The organism is Haloterrigena alkaliphila (assembly GCF_017352155.2).
Lineage (GTDB): Archaea > Halobacteriota > Halobacteria > Halobacteriales > Natrialbaceae > Haloterrigena > Haloterrigena alkaliphila.
The window spans coordinates 3064915-3079444 of sequence record NZ_CP071462.1; the positions used below are offsets into that span (position 1 = coordinate 3064915).

At 67.2% G+C, this 14530-nt stretch carries 15 protein-coding genes; 6 read left to right on the forward strand and 9 right to left on the reverse strand.

The annotated features are described in order from the left end of the window. Window positions 1-65: 65 nt before the first annotated feature. Complete coding sequence (locus J0X25_RS33825) at window positions 66-1085, reverse strand: carbohydrate kinase family protein (protein WP_207288281.1); 1020 nt, start codon at window positions 1083-1085, stop codon at window positions 66-68. Window positions 1086-1255: 170 nt separating this feature from the next. On the opposite strand from J0X25_RS33825, the gene J0X25_RS33830 reads away from it, so the two are divergent. After that, a complete protein-coding gene (locus J0X25_RS33830) occupies window positions 1256-2212 on the forward strand; it encodes a hypothetical protein (protein ID WP_207288282.1) in 957 nt (318 codons plus the stop codon). 94 nt (window positions 2213-2306) lie between these two features. Here the strand turns inward: J0X25_RS33830 and J0X25_RS33835 are convergent, their stop codons facing one another. After that, window positions 2307-3776 (reverse strand): aldehyde dehydrogenase family protein, encoded by a 1470-nt coding sequence (locus J0X25_RS33835; protein WP_207288283.1) that lies wholly within the window; start codon window positions 3774-3776, stop codon window positions 2307-2309. Window positions 3777-3981: 205 nt separating this feature from the next. Between J0X25_RS33835 and dpsA the strand changes: the two genes are divergently transcribed. Then, on the forward strand, window positions 3982-4527 hold the full coding sequence (gene dpsA, locus J0X25_RS33840) for a DNA starvation/stationary phase protection protein DpsA (RefSeq protein WP_207288284.1): 546 nt from the start codon (window positions 3982-3984) through the stop codon (window positions 4525-4527). 529 nt (window positions 4528-5056) lie between these two features. On the opposite strand, the gene J0X25_RS33845 is transcribed toward dpsA, so the two are convergent. Beyond that, a complete protein-coding gene (locus tag J0X25_RS33845; protein ID WP_207288285.1) occupies window positions 5057-5224 on the reverse strand; it encodes a hypothetical protein in 168 nt (55 codons plus the stop codon). Between the two features lie 205 nt (window positions 5225-5429). On the opposite strand from J0X25_RS33845, the gene J0X25_RS33850 reads away from it, so the two are divergent. Further along, window positions 5430-5903 carry a universal stress protein gene (locus J0X25_RS33850; RefSeq protein ID WP_207288286.1) on the forward strand — a complete coding sequence of 158 codons (474 nt, stop codon included), beginning with the start codon at window positions 5430-5432 and terminating at the stop codon, window positions 5901-5903. Window positions 5904-5913: 10 nt separating this feature from the next. On the opposite strand, the gene purM is transcribed toward J0X25_RS33850, so the two are convergent. The 3 genes from purM to J0X25_RS33865 all read right to left on the reverse strand — a co-directional run bounded on the left by purM (window position 5914) and on the right by J0X25_RS33865 (window position 9386). Beyond that, on the reverse strand, window positions 5914-6915 hold the full coding sequence (gene purM / locus J0X25_RS33855; protein WP_207288287.1) for a phosphoribosylformylglycinamidine cyclo-ligase: 1002 nt from the start codon (window positions 6913-6915) through the stop codon (window positions 5914-5916). Between the two features lie 69 nt (window positions 6916-6984). After that, the gene (locus J0X25_RS33860) at window positions 6985-7617 is read right to left on the reverse strand and encodes a zinc metalloprotease (RefSeq protein ID WP_207288288.1); all 633 of its coding nucleotides are present in this window, start codon (window positions 7615-7617) and stop codon (window positions 6985-6987) included. After that, window positions 7614-9386 (reverse strand): TraB/GumN family protein, encoded by a 1773-nt coding sequence (locus J0X25_RS33865; protein ID WP_207288289.1) that lies wholly within the window; start codon window positions 9384-9386, stop codon window positions 7614-7616. The genes J0X25_RS33860 and J0X25_RS33865 overlap by 4 nt, the downstream gene beginning before the upstream one ends. A gap of 204 nt (window positions 9387-9590) precedes the next feature. On the opposite strand from J0X25_RS33865, the gene J0X25_RS33870 reads away from it, so the two are divergent. Continuing rightward, complete coding sequence (locus J0X25_RS33870) at window positions 9591-10034, forward strand: acyl-CoA thioesterase (RefSeq protein ID WP_207288290.1); 444 nt, start codon at window positions 9591-9593, stop codon at window positions 10032-10034. 124 nt (window positions 10035-10158) lie between these two features. Here J0X25_RS33870 and J0X25_RS33875 read toward each other — a convergent pair whose 3' ends face one another. From J0X25_RS33875 to J0X25_RS33885, 3 genes are all read right to left on the reverse strand, one after another. Next, window positions 10159-11262, reverse strand: coding sequence for a S66 family peptidase (locus J0X25_RS33875; RefSeq protein WP_207288291.1), 1104 nt, complete (start codon window positions 11260-11262; stop codon window positions 10159-10161). A 115-nt stretch (window positions 11263-11377) separates the two neighbouring features. Then, on the reverse strand, window positions 11378-11611 hold the full coding sequence (locus J0X25_RS33880; RefSeq protein ID WP_207288292.1) for a glycine zipper 2TM domain-containing protein: 234 nt from the start codon (window positions 11609-11611) through the stop codon (window positions 11378-11380). A 131-nt stretch (window positions 11612-11742) separates the two neighbouring features. Beyond that, the gene (locus tag J0X25_RS33885) at window positions 11743-12132 is read right to left on the reverse strand and encodes a thioredoxin family protein (protein WP_207288293.1); all 390 of its coding nucleotides are present in this window, start codon (window positions 12130-12132) and stop codon (window positions 11743-11745) included. Between the two features lie 151 nt (window positions 12133-12283). Here J0X25_RS33885 and J0X25_RS33890 point away from each other — a divergent pair, with 151 nt between their 5' ends. Together J0X25_RS33890 and J0X25_RS33895 are read left to right on the forward strand one after the other, a co-directional pair. Next, the gene (locus J0X25_RS33890) at window positions 12284-13336 is read left to right on the forward strand and encodes a Leu/Phe/Val dehydrogenase (RefSeq protein ID WP_207288294.1); all 1053 of its coding nucleotides are present in this window, start codon (window positions 12284-12286) and stop codon (window positions 13334-13336) included. A 209-nt stretch (window positions 13337-13545) separates the two neighbouring features. Then, complete coding sequence (locus tag J0X25_RS33895; RefSeq protein ID WP_207288295.1) at window positions 13546-14523, forward strand: PLP-dependent cysteine synthase family protein; 978 nt, start codon at window positions 13546-13548, stop codon at window positions 14521-14523. Window positions 14524-14530 lie beyond the last annotated feature (7 nt).

Here is a 14530-nt window from a genome sequence, read left to right on the forward strand (position 1 = left end):
CGTCGGTTTACCCCCGTCCAAGGCGCCGCCTCCGTCGCCGTCGCCCCGCGACTCTATCATCACCTTCACGACGCGTCCTCGAGGATCGATTCGACCATGTCTCGAGTCGGCAACGTCGCCATCGCTCCCGCGCCGGTCGTCGCCGACGCGGCGACCGCGTTCGCGAACCCGAGCGTCGCCTGCAGCGACCGACCGTCCCGCATCCCTGCGATCAGACCAGCCACGAACGCGTCGCCGGCGCCGGTCGTGTCGACGACGTCGACGTCGAACCCCGGCTGGCTCGCGACGCGCGGCCCCTCGTCGCGCGAATCGCCCGCGGTCCACGGTCCACGCGCCGACGTGGCCGCGACGGCCCCATCGCTCCCGCGCGTCACGAAGACCGTGTGCGGACCGCCGGCGTCGGTGCCGGTCTCGAGAACCGCTCGAGCGACCGCCGCCGGCGTCGATTCGGTGTCGGCGGCCGCCTCGACCCCGAATCCGAGCCGTCGAAGCTCCGCGACGGTCGCCTTGCAGACGTCGACGTGCGCCAGCGCCTCCCGACCGACGTGCTCGAACGCCCCGTCGTCGGACCACAGTTCGGGTCGGAAGTTCGGATCGAACGAGGTCGTACAGTCCGCCTCGGCGGCCCGCTCGAGCAGGTCGAGCGTCGCCGTCCGCGCCGGCTCGCTGGCGAGGGTGACGCCCCCGACGTGGACCCACTCGCAGTCGGCGAGGGTCTCGTCGTCGATCCGGCCCTGCTCGAGGCGGGTATCGGCGGTGTCCTCGCGGTAGAAGGTGAATTCGCGGTCGCCCGCCTCGTCGTGGGTGACGAACGCGAGCGTCGTCTTCGCGACGGGGTCGCGCTCGACGAACCGATCCGGGATGCCCGCGTCCTCGAGGACGGTCTCGAGGTACCGGCCGAACGGATCGGCGCCGACGCGGGTCCAGAACAGCGGCGGCTCCTCGAGGCGGGCGAGGCCGACGGCGACGTTCGCCGGCGCGCCGCCGGGTCGGCGGTCGAAGCCGGCGACGTCCTCGAGCGGGCCGGGGCGGTCGGGGATGAAGTCGATCAGCGTTTCGCCGGCGACGAGGACGGAGGACGCCATCGGCTCGTCGTTCGAGCGACGACGAGTTAATAGTTGGTCGGGACGACCGGGCCTCGAGCGCCGGCGGCTGTGGGAGCCGCGCAGTCGACTACGAGCGGACGCGAACCGCTGTCCCCCCCGTTCAGGGGCCACAACATCCAAGATACCGTGATCGGTTGGTATCAGTGACAATGGATTCGCGACGAACGCGACGCGACGTGATGAGTGTGGCGGCGGGACTCGGGCTGGTACTGGCGGGCTGCCTCGACGGGGGAGCGAACGAAGCCGGTGACGGCAACGGAGGCAACGATGGAGACGGCGGCCGACCGACGTATCAGGAGTGGGTCCTCGCCGCGTCCGCCTCGAGCGAGGTCGATCTCTCGGAGCTGACGTTCGTCGAGTTCGATCTGACCGCGGTCGACGCGGTCTCGGAGTCGCTTCCCGACGAGCAGGCACAGGGCCTGCGGGATGCGGCGTACGCGGACGCCGGCCAGTTGGCCGAGGAACTGGGAACCGACGGGATCGACGCGACGTTCTCGTTCCGCACTCGCGGTGCAACCGACGGAACCGAACCCGTGAACTGTCTGGGACTGGAGGGAACGTTCGACGTGGAACCGGTACGGGAAGCGATCGAGGCCGAGACCGACATGGCCCACCAGCGGATCGAGGAATTCGACGTGTACAGCGGCTCCGGGTCGTCGATCGCGCTCAGTTCGGCGTTCGTCGTCGACGTCAGCGGAGGGGTCAGCGCCGAGGAGATGGCCTCGCTACTCGAGCGCGTCGAATCTGGCGACTTCGAGAGCGACGACGGCGGTGACGGCGACGGCAATAGCGTCGATTTCGAGACCCTCGTGAGCCATCTCGACGACGGCGCGACCGCCATCGGCGACTTCCGATCGTCGATGAACACGGCCGACGTGAGCGGGTGGGGCGGGTCAGTCGCGTTCGACGATGGCGAGGCGACGATTCGACTGGTGGAACTCTACGAGGACGCTCCGGACGACGAGACCGTCGCCGACGCCGAGAGCGACGCGGCCGAGGGATACGGGTTGGGCGCCTACGAAGACGCGTCCGTCGACGCGGACGGACGGGCGATCGTCACCACTGCACGGGTCGACACCGAGGAATACCGCGGGATTCCCTGGTAACGGGTCGGTCACCGATCGCGGCGAGGGCGATCGACGGCTCGGTGGCGTGGGATACTCGGGGGAAAGACGATCGACACTCGAAACGCGCTCGAGCCTACAGGATGATGCTCTTCTCGCGCATCATCGAGTGGATCGAGGCGTCGAGGCCCTCGCGGCCGATGCCCGAATCCTTGTTGCCGCCGAAGGGGATGTCGCCCAGCCCGTGGCTGGGAGCGCCGTTGATCCGGACGGCGCCGGCGTCGACGCGGTTGGCGACGTTCATCGCTCGTTTGTGATCGTTGGTGAAGACGGCGGCGTCGAGCGCCAGATCGGAGCTGTTGGCGATCTCGATGGCCTCCTCCTCGTCGCTGAACGTGGTGACGACGGCGACGGGGCCGAACTGCTCCTCGTCGACGATCCGGGCGTCGTGGGGGACGTTCGCCAGCAGCGTCGGTTCGAAGAACTGGTCGCCGAGTTCGGAGGGGATACCTTCGGGCGCGCGGCGCTCCCCGCCGCGGACGAGATCGGCGCCCTTCTCGAGGGCGTCCTCGACGAGCGTCTCGACCCAGTCGGCCTGCTCGACGCTGATGAGCGGGCCGAAGGCGGTGTCCTCCTCGAAGAGGTCGCCGGCCGTCCAGGCGTCCATCTGGCCGTCGATCAGGTCCACGAGGTCGTCGTGGACCGACTCGTGGGCGAGTACGCGGGAGATGGCCGAACAGCGCTGACCGGCGTACTTGAACGAGCCCTTGGCGCAGTTGCCCGCGACGTCGGCGAGGTCGGCGTCCTCGAAGACGATCGCCGGAGCGTTGCCGCCCAGTTCCATGTGCAGGTTGACCATGCCGCTCTCGCGGGCGACGTGTTTGCCCGCGCCCGAGGAACCGGTCATGGCGATGGCGTTGATACGGTCGTCGCCCGCGAGGAGGTCGCCGATTTCGCTGGCCTCCCCCGGGACGAAGTTGAACGCGCCGTCCGGAATCCCGTCGACGTCGGCGATGACCTCGGACAGGATCGCCGCCGAGATGGGCGTCTTGCTCGCGGGTTTGAGCAGTACGCTGTTCCCCGCGGCGAGTGCAGGGGCAACCTGTAATGCCGTCGTGGCCAGGGGATAATTGTAGGGCGTGATACACAGCACCGCGCCGATCGGCTCGTGCTTGACGATCGCCTGCCAGCCTTCGTGGCCGGCCGTCGAGCCCTCGCGGAACTCGCCCTTGCTGACGATGTTGCGGGCCTCCTCCGCGGCGCGGTCGAACCGCTCGGCCGCCTGGCCCACCTCGCCGCGGGCCGAGGAGATCGGCTTGCCCGCCTCGCGGACGATGACCTCGGCGAGTTCCTCCTCGCGCTGGCGAAGCCCCTCGGCGATCGCCTCACACCACGCGGCGCGCTCGACGACCGTCGTCTCGCGCATCCGCGGCTTGATCTCGTGGGCGGCCTCGAGCGCGGCCTGGACGGCGGCCGGATCCGCGGCGCTGATCTGTGCGAAGGCGCCGCCGTCGGCGAGGTCCGAGACCGAGAGGACGGAATCGGTCTCGAGCCACTCGCCGTCGACGTACAGCCGCTCTCTCCGCTGTGCGGTGCTAGTTGCCATACCTACTCTTGGAGCCCCACACTGAAAATGTTTACTCACTCTTGAAAAAACAACACGCCAGTTGATGCTACCGTTCGGCGACGGGTTCACTGTCGGTACGGCAAAACTGAACGCCACCATTTGACAAGAAACATTTTCGATACCGGAATAAATCTTTCCGCATGGATAACCTTTAAGTGGGAAGCACGCGTACGTATAAAACACGATGAGCACCCAAAAGACCGTCCGTCAATCGGCAGACAGCGTCGAGGAGAACGAGCTTCGCCTCGAGCAGGAGAAGGCCGAGCAGATCGTCGACGCGCTGAACTCCGAACTCGCGAACTCGTACGTCCTCTACCACCAGCTCAAGAAACACCACTGGGTCGTCGAGGGCGCCGAGTTCCTGCCCCTCCACGAGTTCCTCGAGGAAGCCTACGAAAACGTCGAGGAGGGCGCCGACGTCATCGCCGAGCGCGCCCAGGCGCTGGGCGGCGTCCCCGTCTCCGGACCGACCAACCTCGAGGAGCGCGCGACCGTCGAGTTCGAGGGCGAGGACGTCTACGACGTCCGCACGATGTTCGAGAACGACCTCGAGATGTACGGCGACATCATCGAGTCGATGCGCGGCAGCATCGAACTCGCCGAGAACCTCGGCGATCCCGCCACGAGCGAGATCCTCCGCGAGATCCTCGTCCACCTCGAGGAAGACGGCCACCACTTCGAACACTACCTCGAGGACGACACGCTGGTCCTCGAAGAAGCCACGAAGTAATCGGACGCGTCGTCGCTCGAGTCACCACGCAGCGTCGTCGATCGAATTCCCGTTTTGTTGTCGCGTCGATTCGACAGCGACCGGTTTCGCCGCTGATACGCGTATCCGACGCGCGGTCAGTAGGGGCTGAGAACGTACTACGCTCGGCTGATGAACCGGCCCGCTGTGGCGCGCGCTGTCGGAGGACCGAGCGACAGCGAGGGGCGCCGACGTAATTGCGCGAGGGATGAGCGAACGAGCCTGCGAGTGAGCGAATCGGCTGGGGAGGGTGTGAGAATTCCCTGTTGCCACGATAGTAGAACACTGGTTTTCGATTACTTTCCATCTAAATACTCCGTTCAATAAGCACGTATACAAAACGGATGAAGACGAACCCACCGGTGAGACAATGGATCGAGGCGCCAGGTGAAAACGGAAGAGAGAGTGGCGTGAGTGCGTGTCGGCGTGGCGATTCGATCCGTCGGGACCAGTGACGGACGAGCGGTTCGCTCGAGTCGCGCGTCTCGGATCGGGAACCCGTCCCGACGCGTCAGCGCTCGAGGTCGACGGTGAGGTCGGTCGCGATCCAGCCGTCGCAGTTGTCGCGCTCGGTGAAGACGACCTTGCCGGGGCGGGTCTCGTGGCTAGTCACGACCGCCGCCGGCTCCTCGAGGTCCTCGTCGGTATCGGAATCCTGCCTGCGGGCGGGTACGTCCATCACGTGGACTTAGGTGCACCTAAATCTAAAAAGGTTTTGGTCGGCCTAAGTCTCTGCGAGGCGACCCGACCGCGGGGACACGTTCACAGTGCTGGACCTCGTTCGGGACACCATCGCCGTATTATCGCTTCGATCCCCTCGATCCGTCTTAAAGACACCAACTGTGTTCGGAAACGATCTTCCGCGATCGTGCGAATCCGAGCGTATGGAGCGACACGTACTGGTGGCGATGGATCGGACCGACGCGTCGGACGCGGCCCTCGAGTACGCGTTCGAGGAGTATCCCGCGGCGCGGGTCTCCGTCGTGCACGTCACCGTCCCGGCCGGCCCGCTCGCCCGGTTCGGCGGGCGGGATCCGTGCGAGTACGTGGTTCCCGAACTGACCGCCGACCGGAACGCGGAGCCGCTACCGACGCCGGACCGCTTCACGCGAGCCCAGTGTCGACGGGCCGAGGGCGCACTCGCTCGCGCCCACGAACTCGCCGAGCGCTACGACAGGGAGATCGAACCGGTCGTCCGCTCCGGCCGCGCGGCGACGGAGATCGCCGCCTACGCGGACGAACGCGCGGTCGACCGGATCGTCATCGCGGACCACCCGGCCACGACGTTCCGACCGATTTTCCGGTCGGTCCCCGATGCAGTCGCGAACACCACGGCCACACCGGTCACGTCCCTGTAACCCGCCGCGCTCAGGACAGCGAGAGTCCGCGAATTTCGACCGAATTCCCGTCCTCGACGCGGCCGATGACCCGTCCGTCGGTCTCGGCGACGAGGTCGTCGGCCCGGTCCGCGGGCAGCGCGACGACGAATCCGGTGCCCATGTTGAACGCCCGATGCATCTCCTCGTCGGTCACGTTTCCTTCCGCCTGGACGAACTCGAAGACCGACTGCACGGGGAAGGGATCGTCGACGACGTACTCGAACTCGCCCATTCGGAGCAGGTTCGTCCACCCGCCGCCAGTCACGTGGGCCGCCGCGCGCACGCCGTGCTCGCGCATCGGCTCGAGCAGGTCCGTGTAGATCCGGGTCGGTCGAAGCAGTTCCTCCCCGATCGTCCGCTCGGGGTTCGGCGGGAACGCGTCGGTGTAGTCGTGCTCCCGCGTGACGGCCTCGCGGGCCAGCGTCAGCCCGTTCGAGTGGATCCCGTTCGAGGGGAAGCCCACGAGGGCGTCGCCGACTTCGGCCTCGCCCTCGAGCACCTCGTCCTTGCCTGCGAGGCCGGCGCAGGTCCCCGCCAGATCGAACCCCTTCACGACCTCGGGCATGACGGCCGTCTCGCCCCCGAGCATCGTCAGGTCGGCCTTCTCGAGGCCCACCGCGAGCCCCTCGCCGATCTCGTTCGTGAGGGTCTCGTCGGGTTCGTCGATCGCGAGGTAGTCGACGAAGGCGACGGGTTCGACGCCCGCTGCGACGAGATCGTTGACGTTCATCGCGATGCAGTCGATGCCGATCGTCGAGTAGTCCTCGATCGCTTCGGCCACGAGCAGTTTGGTCCCGACGCCGTCGGTCGCCAGCGCGAGGTAGCGGTCGCCGATGTCGAGCAGGCCCGCGTACTCGGTCCGCAGATCGCTGCCGAACGCCTCGAGCAGGGCCGCGGTCGCGTCCTCGCTGGCCTCGATGTCGACGCCCGTCTCGGCGTAGGTGAGCCGTTCCTCGTCCGCGTCGTCCGCCGGATCCGCACGGTCGGTCATGTCTGAACGACCTCTCGGGGTGAGCAAAAGGTCACCGGTCCGTTCGAACGGGCGCGACCCCTCGAGCGGTCAGAACGGACCGACGAACACGATCACGTAGCCCGCGACGAGAGCGGTCGGCACGAAGACGGCGAGGAACACGCCCTTGTGCCAGTCGTAGACCGACTTCCCGTCGAGCGGGCCGAAGGGGATCATGTTGAACGCGGCCAGGAAGAGGTTGATCCAGACGCCCATCTGGCCGACGGTCCCGACGATGCCGGGGAAGATCATCAGCGGCAGGAACATGAGCGCCAGCAGGTGGTTGGTGATCGGCCCCGCGAGGGCGACCATCGCGTTCTCCCGCTGGGAGATTTGGCCCCGGTGGTAGACGGCTCCCGGCGCGGCGAAGAGGAAGCCGACGAGCGCGCCCATCAGCGCCAGGAACAGCATCTGGTAGTCCGCGCGGAACTCGGCGATCTGTCCGTGCTCGATCGCGACGACCTTGTGGGCGAGTTCGTGCAGGAGGAACGCGACGCCGACGGTGACGAAACTCAGCGCGACCATCGCCAGAAAGTAGCCGACGTCGATCCCGCCCCGATGGATCGGGGCGAACAGCAAGGCGAACGCGACCGACAGGGTCACCCACGCCAGCGCGAGATCGATCAGTTCCCTGTCGCTGAAGGTCAGTTCCGTCTCCGACCGGCGATTCGTTTCGACGCTCATGTCAGCAGCCCCCGGAGGAGCTCGAGCGTGTTCCGGGCCCCGTTGAAGAGTTCGCCGATGAGGGCGCCGACGCCGCCGATCTCGGGTGCCAGCCACGGCAACACGACGACCGGGAACAGGAACGAGGCGATCATGCTCCCCACGTTGGTCAGCGCGACGATCATGATGAGCCGGAACAGCGGCACGTCGAACATCTCGGTCAGCGCCTCGTCGATCGGCCGCTCGGTGTCGCCGATGATCTCGTTGAGCGTCTGGATGTCCCGCACGTTGACCGGCCGGTGTTTGAGTTCGACGTAGCCGGCGAACCAGCCGGGCGCCAGCAGCGGATTGATGCTGGTCAGCCAGGCGACGGCGCCGCCGACGCCGGCGCTGGTCCAGCGGGCGCCCGCGAGTCGGGCAAGCGTGAACGCGAAGATCCCGTTGAACAGGAACCAGGCCGCGAACAACTGGAGCAGGAACGCGTTCTGGACGCCCGCCATGACCAGCAGGAAGAAGAACGCGACGAACCCGAACATGAGCAGGTAGCCGACGATCTTCAGCGGCGAGAACCGACGGCCCGAGGCGACCCCGGTCAGCGACTCGCGCGGGGGGATCTCCGACGGGTTGGCCAGGTGGCGTTCGATACCCGCCTTGTGACCGGCGCCGACGACCGCGAGGACGTCGTACCCCTGCTCGCGGAGTTCGTGGAGGTGCTCGGCGATGTAGGCGTCGCGTTCGTCGATCAGCGCGTTCGCGCCGCGGGGGCTGAACTGGCGGAACTCCTCCATCATCGCGCCGACGACGTCGCCGTCGGTCATCTCCTCGAGGTCGACCTCGTCGATCTCCTCGACATCGCCGCTGTTCGCGTCGAGGAAGAGTCCGACGACGGCGCCGACGGCGACGCCGACGCCGAGGCCGGCGAGCACGCCGACGGTCCCGCGGATCGCGTAGGTTCCGGCGCCCGCGAACGTCGCCGCGGAGAACGGGCCGACGAAGGTTTCGGTCGCGACGAGCGCGAGACAGGCCGCGATTCCGAGGCCGACCCCGGCGAGGATTCGCAACGAGAGGCCACTGAGGAAGCCCCCGGTCGACTTGCTGGCCGACTCGATCGACGGGAGCACGAGCAGGCCGAGGAGCGCACCGCCGAGGGCGCCGACGGCGACGGCGCCGACGTACGGTACCGCCGCAGTGCCGGAGAGACCGAGCATCAGTAGCTCGCCGAGTCCGAACAGCGGGGCGAGGAACGCGGCGAAGACGAGCCCGAGTAAGATGCCGCCGACCGCGCCGAAGGTGAGGCCGATCGTGCGCGGATCGGTGACGCCGAGCGCGAGGCCGCCGACCATCTTCAGCTTCTCGGTGAACGACAGCCCGCGCCAGAACCGCTGGATCGTGATCTGGATGTCGCGGTCGACGAGCGCGACGCCGCTGCCGTTGCGTTCGGCGGCCTCGATGGCCGCGCGCATGTCCGCACCGGGCTCGATATCGAATCGCTCGCCGAGACGAGACTGGACGTAGGAGAGCATCCAGTAGGCCAGAAACTGGAAGACGGTGTTCCCCGAGAGGAGATCCTTCGCCTCGATGTCGTCCGGCGCGCCGCCCTGCATCTGCCGGTAGCGGTTCTCGTCGAGTTCGACGGCGACGACGTCCGGGTTCTCGCGATCGATCGTTTCGTGAACTTCGTCGACGCTCGCTTTCGAGACGTGGGCCGTCCCGAGGACGTGCACGGATCCCCGACCCTCCGCCGGTGGGGTCGGCGGTTCCGGCACGTCGGCGTCGCCTGCATCGCTCATTAGCGGGTCAACTCGGCGACGACTTTTACCAGTATCGGAGTGGCTAGAAAAATAAATGCGACGGGTTCCGCGGTGCATATATCGGCATACAGCGGTGGACCGACCGGCGTCGGACTCGAGTGAGTGGACGGGTTGGACTCGAGTCAGTAGCCGGACCTGACTCGAGTCGGTGGACGGATTTGCCTCCTCGCACAACGGCGACCGATGACCGATCTGCTGGAGACGCTGGTCGAGAACCGCGAGATGGTGCAACCCAACCACGCGAACATGCTCGAGACGGCCCACGGCGGGAACGTGATGAAGTGGATGGACGAAGTTGGGGCGATGTCGGCGATGTTGTTCTCCGGTGAAACCTGCGTCACCGCACGCGTCAATCAGATGAACTTCGAGCGGGCGATTCACGTGGGCGATACGGCGTTTATCACCGCTTACGTCTACGACGCCGGCACCTCGAGCGTGAAGGTCCGGCTGGTCACCGAGCGCGAGGACCTGCGGACGCGGGAACGCGAGCAGACGACCGAGTCCTACTTCGTCTACGTGGCGATCGACGAGCACAACGAGCCGACGACGGTCCCCGAGCTAACGGTGAACAGCGAGGAGGGCGAGTGTCTTCGTCGGGCCGCGCTCGAGGGCGACGACGATCACTGATTGCATCGCGCCCTTGGCTCGAACCGGGGCGAACTGACCGCGCCGGTCACCGCCACTCGGGTCGGAGCGCTTGCCATTACTCGAATCGGGTCGCTCGCCATTACTCGAGTCGGGACGGCCACCGTTACTCGAATCGGATCGTCTCGGTCCCCGGATCGATCTCGACGCGGCCGCCGATCGGGATCGGTGTCGTCGGCCACGTGTGCCCGAAGTCGAGATCGAAGACGACCGGCGCGTCGGGGTTGAAGCGCTCGAGGACGGTCCGGATGGCCTCCCGCTGGTCCGCCCGGTAGGCCTCGCGTTCCGCCGGCGGCCGGTCCTCGAGGTGCGAGCGCGCCGCCGGGCGGCCGACCAGCACGCCGTCGAAGCGCTCGAGGAGTCCGCGCTCGCCCAGGGCTGCGAGTACACGCGCGACCCAGGTGTGGGGCGGGACCTCCTCGGACGTCTCGATGGCGAGGATCGCCCCCTCGAGGGCGTCGGCGTCGGGCAGCTCCCGGTCGGCGAGCAGGCGCTGCTCGATGCTCTCGAGACAGCCGCCCCAGACGCGGCCCGAAACGGCCTCGTGACCTCGCGGCTGCTCGCCGCTCGTGTCGTTCGAGGCTGTCGCCTCGCTTTCGCCGCCGAACCACGTCCAGCCCGGGTTCGGTTCGGTCCCGCGGGGCGTCTCGAGCGAGTCCGGATCGGCCCAGTCGCCGGGTTCGTCGGTGAACTCGTCGGCCGGCTCGAGGCGGCCGAACGACTCGTCGAAGAACGCGCGTCGGGTGTACTCGACCGTGTGGTCGAACAGGTGGCCGTCCATCCCGAGTTCGACGATGACGCTCGGCCCGTAGTAGGAGACGATGCCGAGGTTCCACAGCGAGAGCGCGAGTTGCGTGTTGTCGCTGTAGCCGTAGAACCGGGTCGGGTTCGCCCGGAGCACCTCGGGATCGAGGTGCTCGAGGATCCGGATCTGATCGTCGCCGCCGATGGTGGTGATCACGCCCCGAACGTCGGGGTCGGCGAAGGCGTCCATCACGTCCCGGGCGCGTTCCTCGGGGTGATCGGCGAGGTACTCGTCGTCTTTCGACGCCGTCGGATACTCGACCGGTTCGAGGTCGAAGGTCTCGCGGAGGCGCTCGAGTCCGAGCTCGTAGACGTGCGGGTAGTCGGTCGCGCGGTTCGAAGCGGGCGCGACGACGGCGATCCGATCGCCGGGCTCGAGCGGTGGCGGCGTGACGAACTCGACCATACCCGATTGTATCAAACGAAGAAACTATTCGTTTCGGTGAGTCGCCCGTCGGACGCCGACACTCGAGACCGCGGGGCGGACGCGAGTCGGAGCGGCCGAGCGAGCGATTGACGATTCAGTTCTCGGCGTCGCCGTCGGAGAGCGGGTTGAGGTCCGTCTCCGTGGCCTCCTCGAGGAACGTCGTCGCGGTGTCGCGGGTGTCCGCGACCGTCGCGCCGACCATGGCACCGATCGCACCGCCGGTACTCGCGGCGTTTCGACTGAAGACCGATCCGATCGCGGCGCCGACCGCTGCACCGATCGCAGCGTACCGGGCCCGGAGCAGAACGCGTTTGATACGAGACTTCATACGTCGACTATTGTGAGTATCGGTGATAAACATACGTCCTCCATACAGGATTTGCGACGAACGGCGGCCGTCTCTCGAAAAGTTAGTTCGTTGATATGACCTTCGAACGCGTCCGATCCCGACGGCGTTCGCTACAGTTCTTCCTCGAGTCGCGCAGCGAGCCAGACCGCCGGCGGCAGGTCCTCGGATTCCACGAACCGGGCGACCTCCTCGCCGGCGTCGGCCGCGCCGCCGGGCGCGCGCTCCACCACGATGGTCGGAATGAGTTCGACGTCGTACTCCTCGACGCCGGGCCCCTGCTTGTCCCGGTCGAGGGAGAACTCCTGGATTCGATCCTCGGGAACGTCGGCGGCCTCGAGGGTCGCGCCGAAATCCGGCAGGAGTTTCCGGCAGTCCTTACACCAGTCGCCGCCCCACACCTTGTAGACGAGTTCGTCGTTGTGCGCTTCGAGCGTGTCGACCGCGTCCTCGTAGGAGGCGGCGTCCCACGTGGGATTCGGTCGCATGGTCTCGAGACTCATACGTCTCGGTAGCGAGTCCGACGGCTTAACGACGGTGTTTCTGGCAGCGGTTTCCCGATTCGTCCGACGGCATCGAAGGACGAGCCGACGAGGGCCCGGAGCGCTCGAGCGATCCGAAGCAATTTTCACACTAAACAAAAGATATATTACTATGGTATTCGAGCTGACGGCCGATTCGGGACACGAACAGGTATCCTATTTCACCGATCCCGAGACGGGATTGCGAGCGATCGTCGCGATCCACGACACGAGCCTCGGCCCCAGTCTCGGCGGAACCCGCATTTTCGACTACGATACGGAGGACGACGCGCTCGCGGACGTCTGTCGCCTCTCGCAGGCGATGACCTACAAGGCGGCCGCGGCGGACCTGCCACTCGGCGGCGGCAAGGCCGTCATCGTCGGCGACCCGCCGGCGATAAAGACGGAGGCGCTGCTCGAGGCCTACGGTCGGGCCATCGACTGCCTGGGCGGGCGCTATATCACGTCGGTCGACGTCAACTCCAGCGTCGAGGACATGGACGTCATCGCGCAAACGACCGACTCCGTCGTCGGCACGAGCGACGGACTGGGCGATCCGTCGCCGATCACGGCTCACGGCGCGTTCCACGGCATTCGGGCCTGCGCGGAGGCCGTTTACGGCACCGGCTCGCTGTCCGACCGCGAAGTCGTGATTCAGGGGCTCGGCAAGGTCGGCCGATCGCTCGCCGAGGAACTGCTCGCGGAGGGCGCCGCGGTGACCGTCAGCGACATCGATGCCGACGCGGTCGAAGCGTTCGCTCGTGACCACGACGTCGAGACGGTGGCGCCCGAGGCGGTGTACGAACGGGACTGCGACGTCTTCGCGCCCTGTGCGGTCGGCGGCGTCGTCAACGACGACACGATCCCGACGCTCGAGTGCGACATCGTCGCCGGAGCGGCGAACAACGTGCTCGCCGAGCGACGACACGCGAACGAACTCCGCGACCGTGGCGTGCTGTACGCGCCGGACTACGTGCTCAACGCCGGCGGCCTGATCACGGTCGCAAAGGAGCACCTCGGCGGGACTCGCGAGGAGGCCTACGACGAGGCGGCCGCGATCGGCGACCGCCTGCTCGAGTTGATCGAACGCGCCGACGATCGGGGAACGACGGTCCTGGACGCGGCCGACGCGTACGCGGAGGAGCGAATCGACGGGGCGGAGACGACGCTAGCTTCCTCGGCGTAATCGGCGCTCGAGCGGACGATTCGCCCGACCGTGTTGCCGTTTCGGTGATCGCACGACGCCGCCACCGGTACACCGCCACGTCCTGCCTCCGTCCAGTATCGGGTTTATACTGTTTACTGTACGTCAGTGAGCGAATTCACCGACTATCGGTGAATTCGCATAACTCGGTACAATAAACAGTATATGGCTCGACTCCCTAGGGGTTGCCAATGAAGGGCAGCATCCTGGACACTATCGGCTCGCCGCTCGTCCAGGTCGACTCGCCGGAGGGCGTGACGGTCGCCGCCAAGATCGAATCGTTCAACCCCGGTGGCTCGGCCAAGGACCGGCCGGCCCGCGAGATGATCCGGGCCGCCGAGCGCGACGGCCTGATCGAACCCGGTGACCGGCTCGTGGAACCGACCAGCGGCAACACCGGCATCGGCCTCGCGCTGGTCGCGGCCGCCCGCGACTACGACCTGACGATCGTGATGCCGGCGGACAAGTCCGAAGAGCGCCGGCGAATCATGGCCGCCTACGGCGCCGAACTCGAGCTCGTCGAGGGCGACATGGAGGACGCCCGCGCTCGAGCGGACGAACTCGAGGCCGAGGGCGCGATCCTACTGGGCCAGTTCGAGAACCCCGCCAACCCCGAGGCCCACTACGAGACGACCGGCGAGGAGATCGTCGAACAGGTTGGCGACCGGGAGATCGACGCCTTCGTCGCGGGCGTCGGCACCGGCGGCACCATCTCGGGCACTGGTAGACGGCTCCGCGAGGAGTTCCCCGAGATGGACGTCGTCGCCGTCGAACCGGCGCGCAACGCCGTCCTCTCGACGGGCGAGTCCGGCAGCGACGACTTCCAGGGGATGGGGCCGGGCTTCGTCAGCGACAACCTCGACCTCGACCTGCTCGACCGCGTCGAGACGGTGAAACTCGAGGACGCCGAGGACGAGTGTCGGCGCCTCGCTCGCGAGGAAGGGATCCTCGTGGGCCAGTCCAGCGGTGCGACGAGTCTGGTCTCTCAGCGGATCGCCCGCGAGATCGCCGAGCCGGACCTCGACTGCCCGACCGTCTCCGGCGCGTTCGACGACTCCGCTGCGACGCCCGAACCCGACGGCGGCCGGCAGGCCGACGACTGTCCGCTCGTGGTCACCGTCTTCTGGGACAGCGGCGAGCGGTACCTCTCGACCGGGCTGTTCGACTGACGGCCGG

Excerpts from the sequence above, each read along its gene's own strand:
- J0X25_RS33825 (WP_207288281.1), bottom strand. The coding sequence starts at position 1,085 with ATGGCGTCCTCCGTCCTCGTCGCCGGCGAAACGCTGATCGACTTCATC.
- J0X25_RS33830 (WP_207288282.1), top strand. The coding sequence starts at position 1,256 with ATGGATTCGCGACGAACGCGACGCGACGTGATGAGTGTGGCGGCGGGA.
- J0X25_RS33835 (WP_207288283.1), bottom strand. The coding sequence starts at position 3,776 with ATGGCAACTAGCACCGCACAGCGGAGAGAGCGGCTGTACGTCGACGGC.
- dpsA (WP_207288284.1), top strand. The coding sequence starts at position 3,982 with ATGAGCACCCAAAAGACCGTCCGTCAATCGGCAGACAGCGTCGAGGAG.
- J0X25_RS33845 (WP_207288285.1), bottom strand. The coding sequence starts at position 5,224 with ATGGACGTACCCGCCCGCAGGCAGGATTCCGATACCGACGAGGACCTC.
- J0X25_RS33850 (WP_207288286.1), top strand. The coding sequence starts at position 5,430 with ATGGAGCGACACGTACTGGTGGCGATGGATCGGACCGACGCGTCGGAC.
- purM (WP_207288287.1), bottom strand. The coding sequence starts at position 6,915 with ATGACCGACCGTGCGGATCCGGCGGACGACGCGGACGAGGAACGGCTC.
- J0X25_RS33860 (WP_207288288.1), bottom strand. The coding sequence starts at position 7,617 with ATGAGCGTCGAAACGAATCGCCGGTCGGAGACGGAACTGACCTTCAGC.
- J0X25_RS33865 (WP_207288289.1), bottom strand. The coding sequence starts at position 9,386 with ATGAGCGATGCAGGCGACGCCGACGTGCCGGAACCGCCGACCCCACCG.
- J0X25_RS33870 (WP_207288290.1), top strand. The coding sequence starts at position 9,591 with ATGACCGATCTGCTGGAGACGCTGGTCGAGAACCGCGAGATGGTGCAA.
- J0X25_RS33875 (WP_207288291.1), bottom strand. The coding sequence starts at position 11,262 with ATGGTCGAGTTCGTCACGCCGCCACCGCTCGAGCCCGGCGATCGGATC.
- J0X25_RS33880 (WP_207288292.1), bottom strand. The coding sequence starts at position 11,611 with ATGAAGTCTCGTATCAAACGCGTTCTGCTCCGGGCCCGGTACGCTGCG.
- J0X25_RS33885 (WP_207288293.1), bottom strand. The coding sequence starts at position 12,132 with ATGAGTCTCGAGACCATGCGACCGAATCCCACGTGGGACGCCGCCTCC.
- J0X25_RS33890 (WP_207288294.1), top strand. The coding sequence starts at position 12,284 with ATGGTATTCGAGCTGACGGCCGATTCGGGACACGAACAGGTATCCTAT.
- J0X25_RS33895 (WP_207288295.1), top strand. The coding sequence starts at position 13,546 with ATGAAGGGCAGCATCCTGGACACTATCGGCTCGCCGCTCGTCCAGGTC.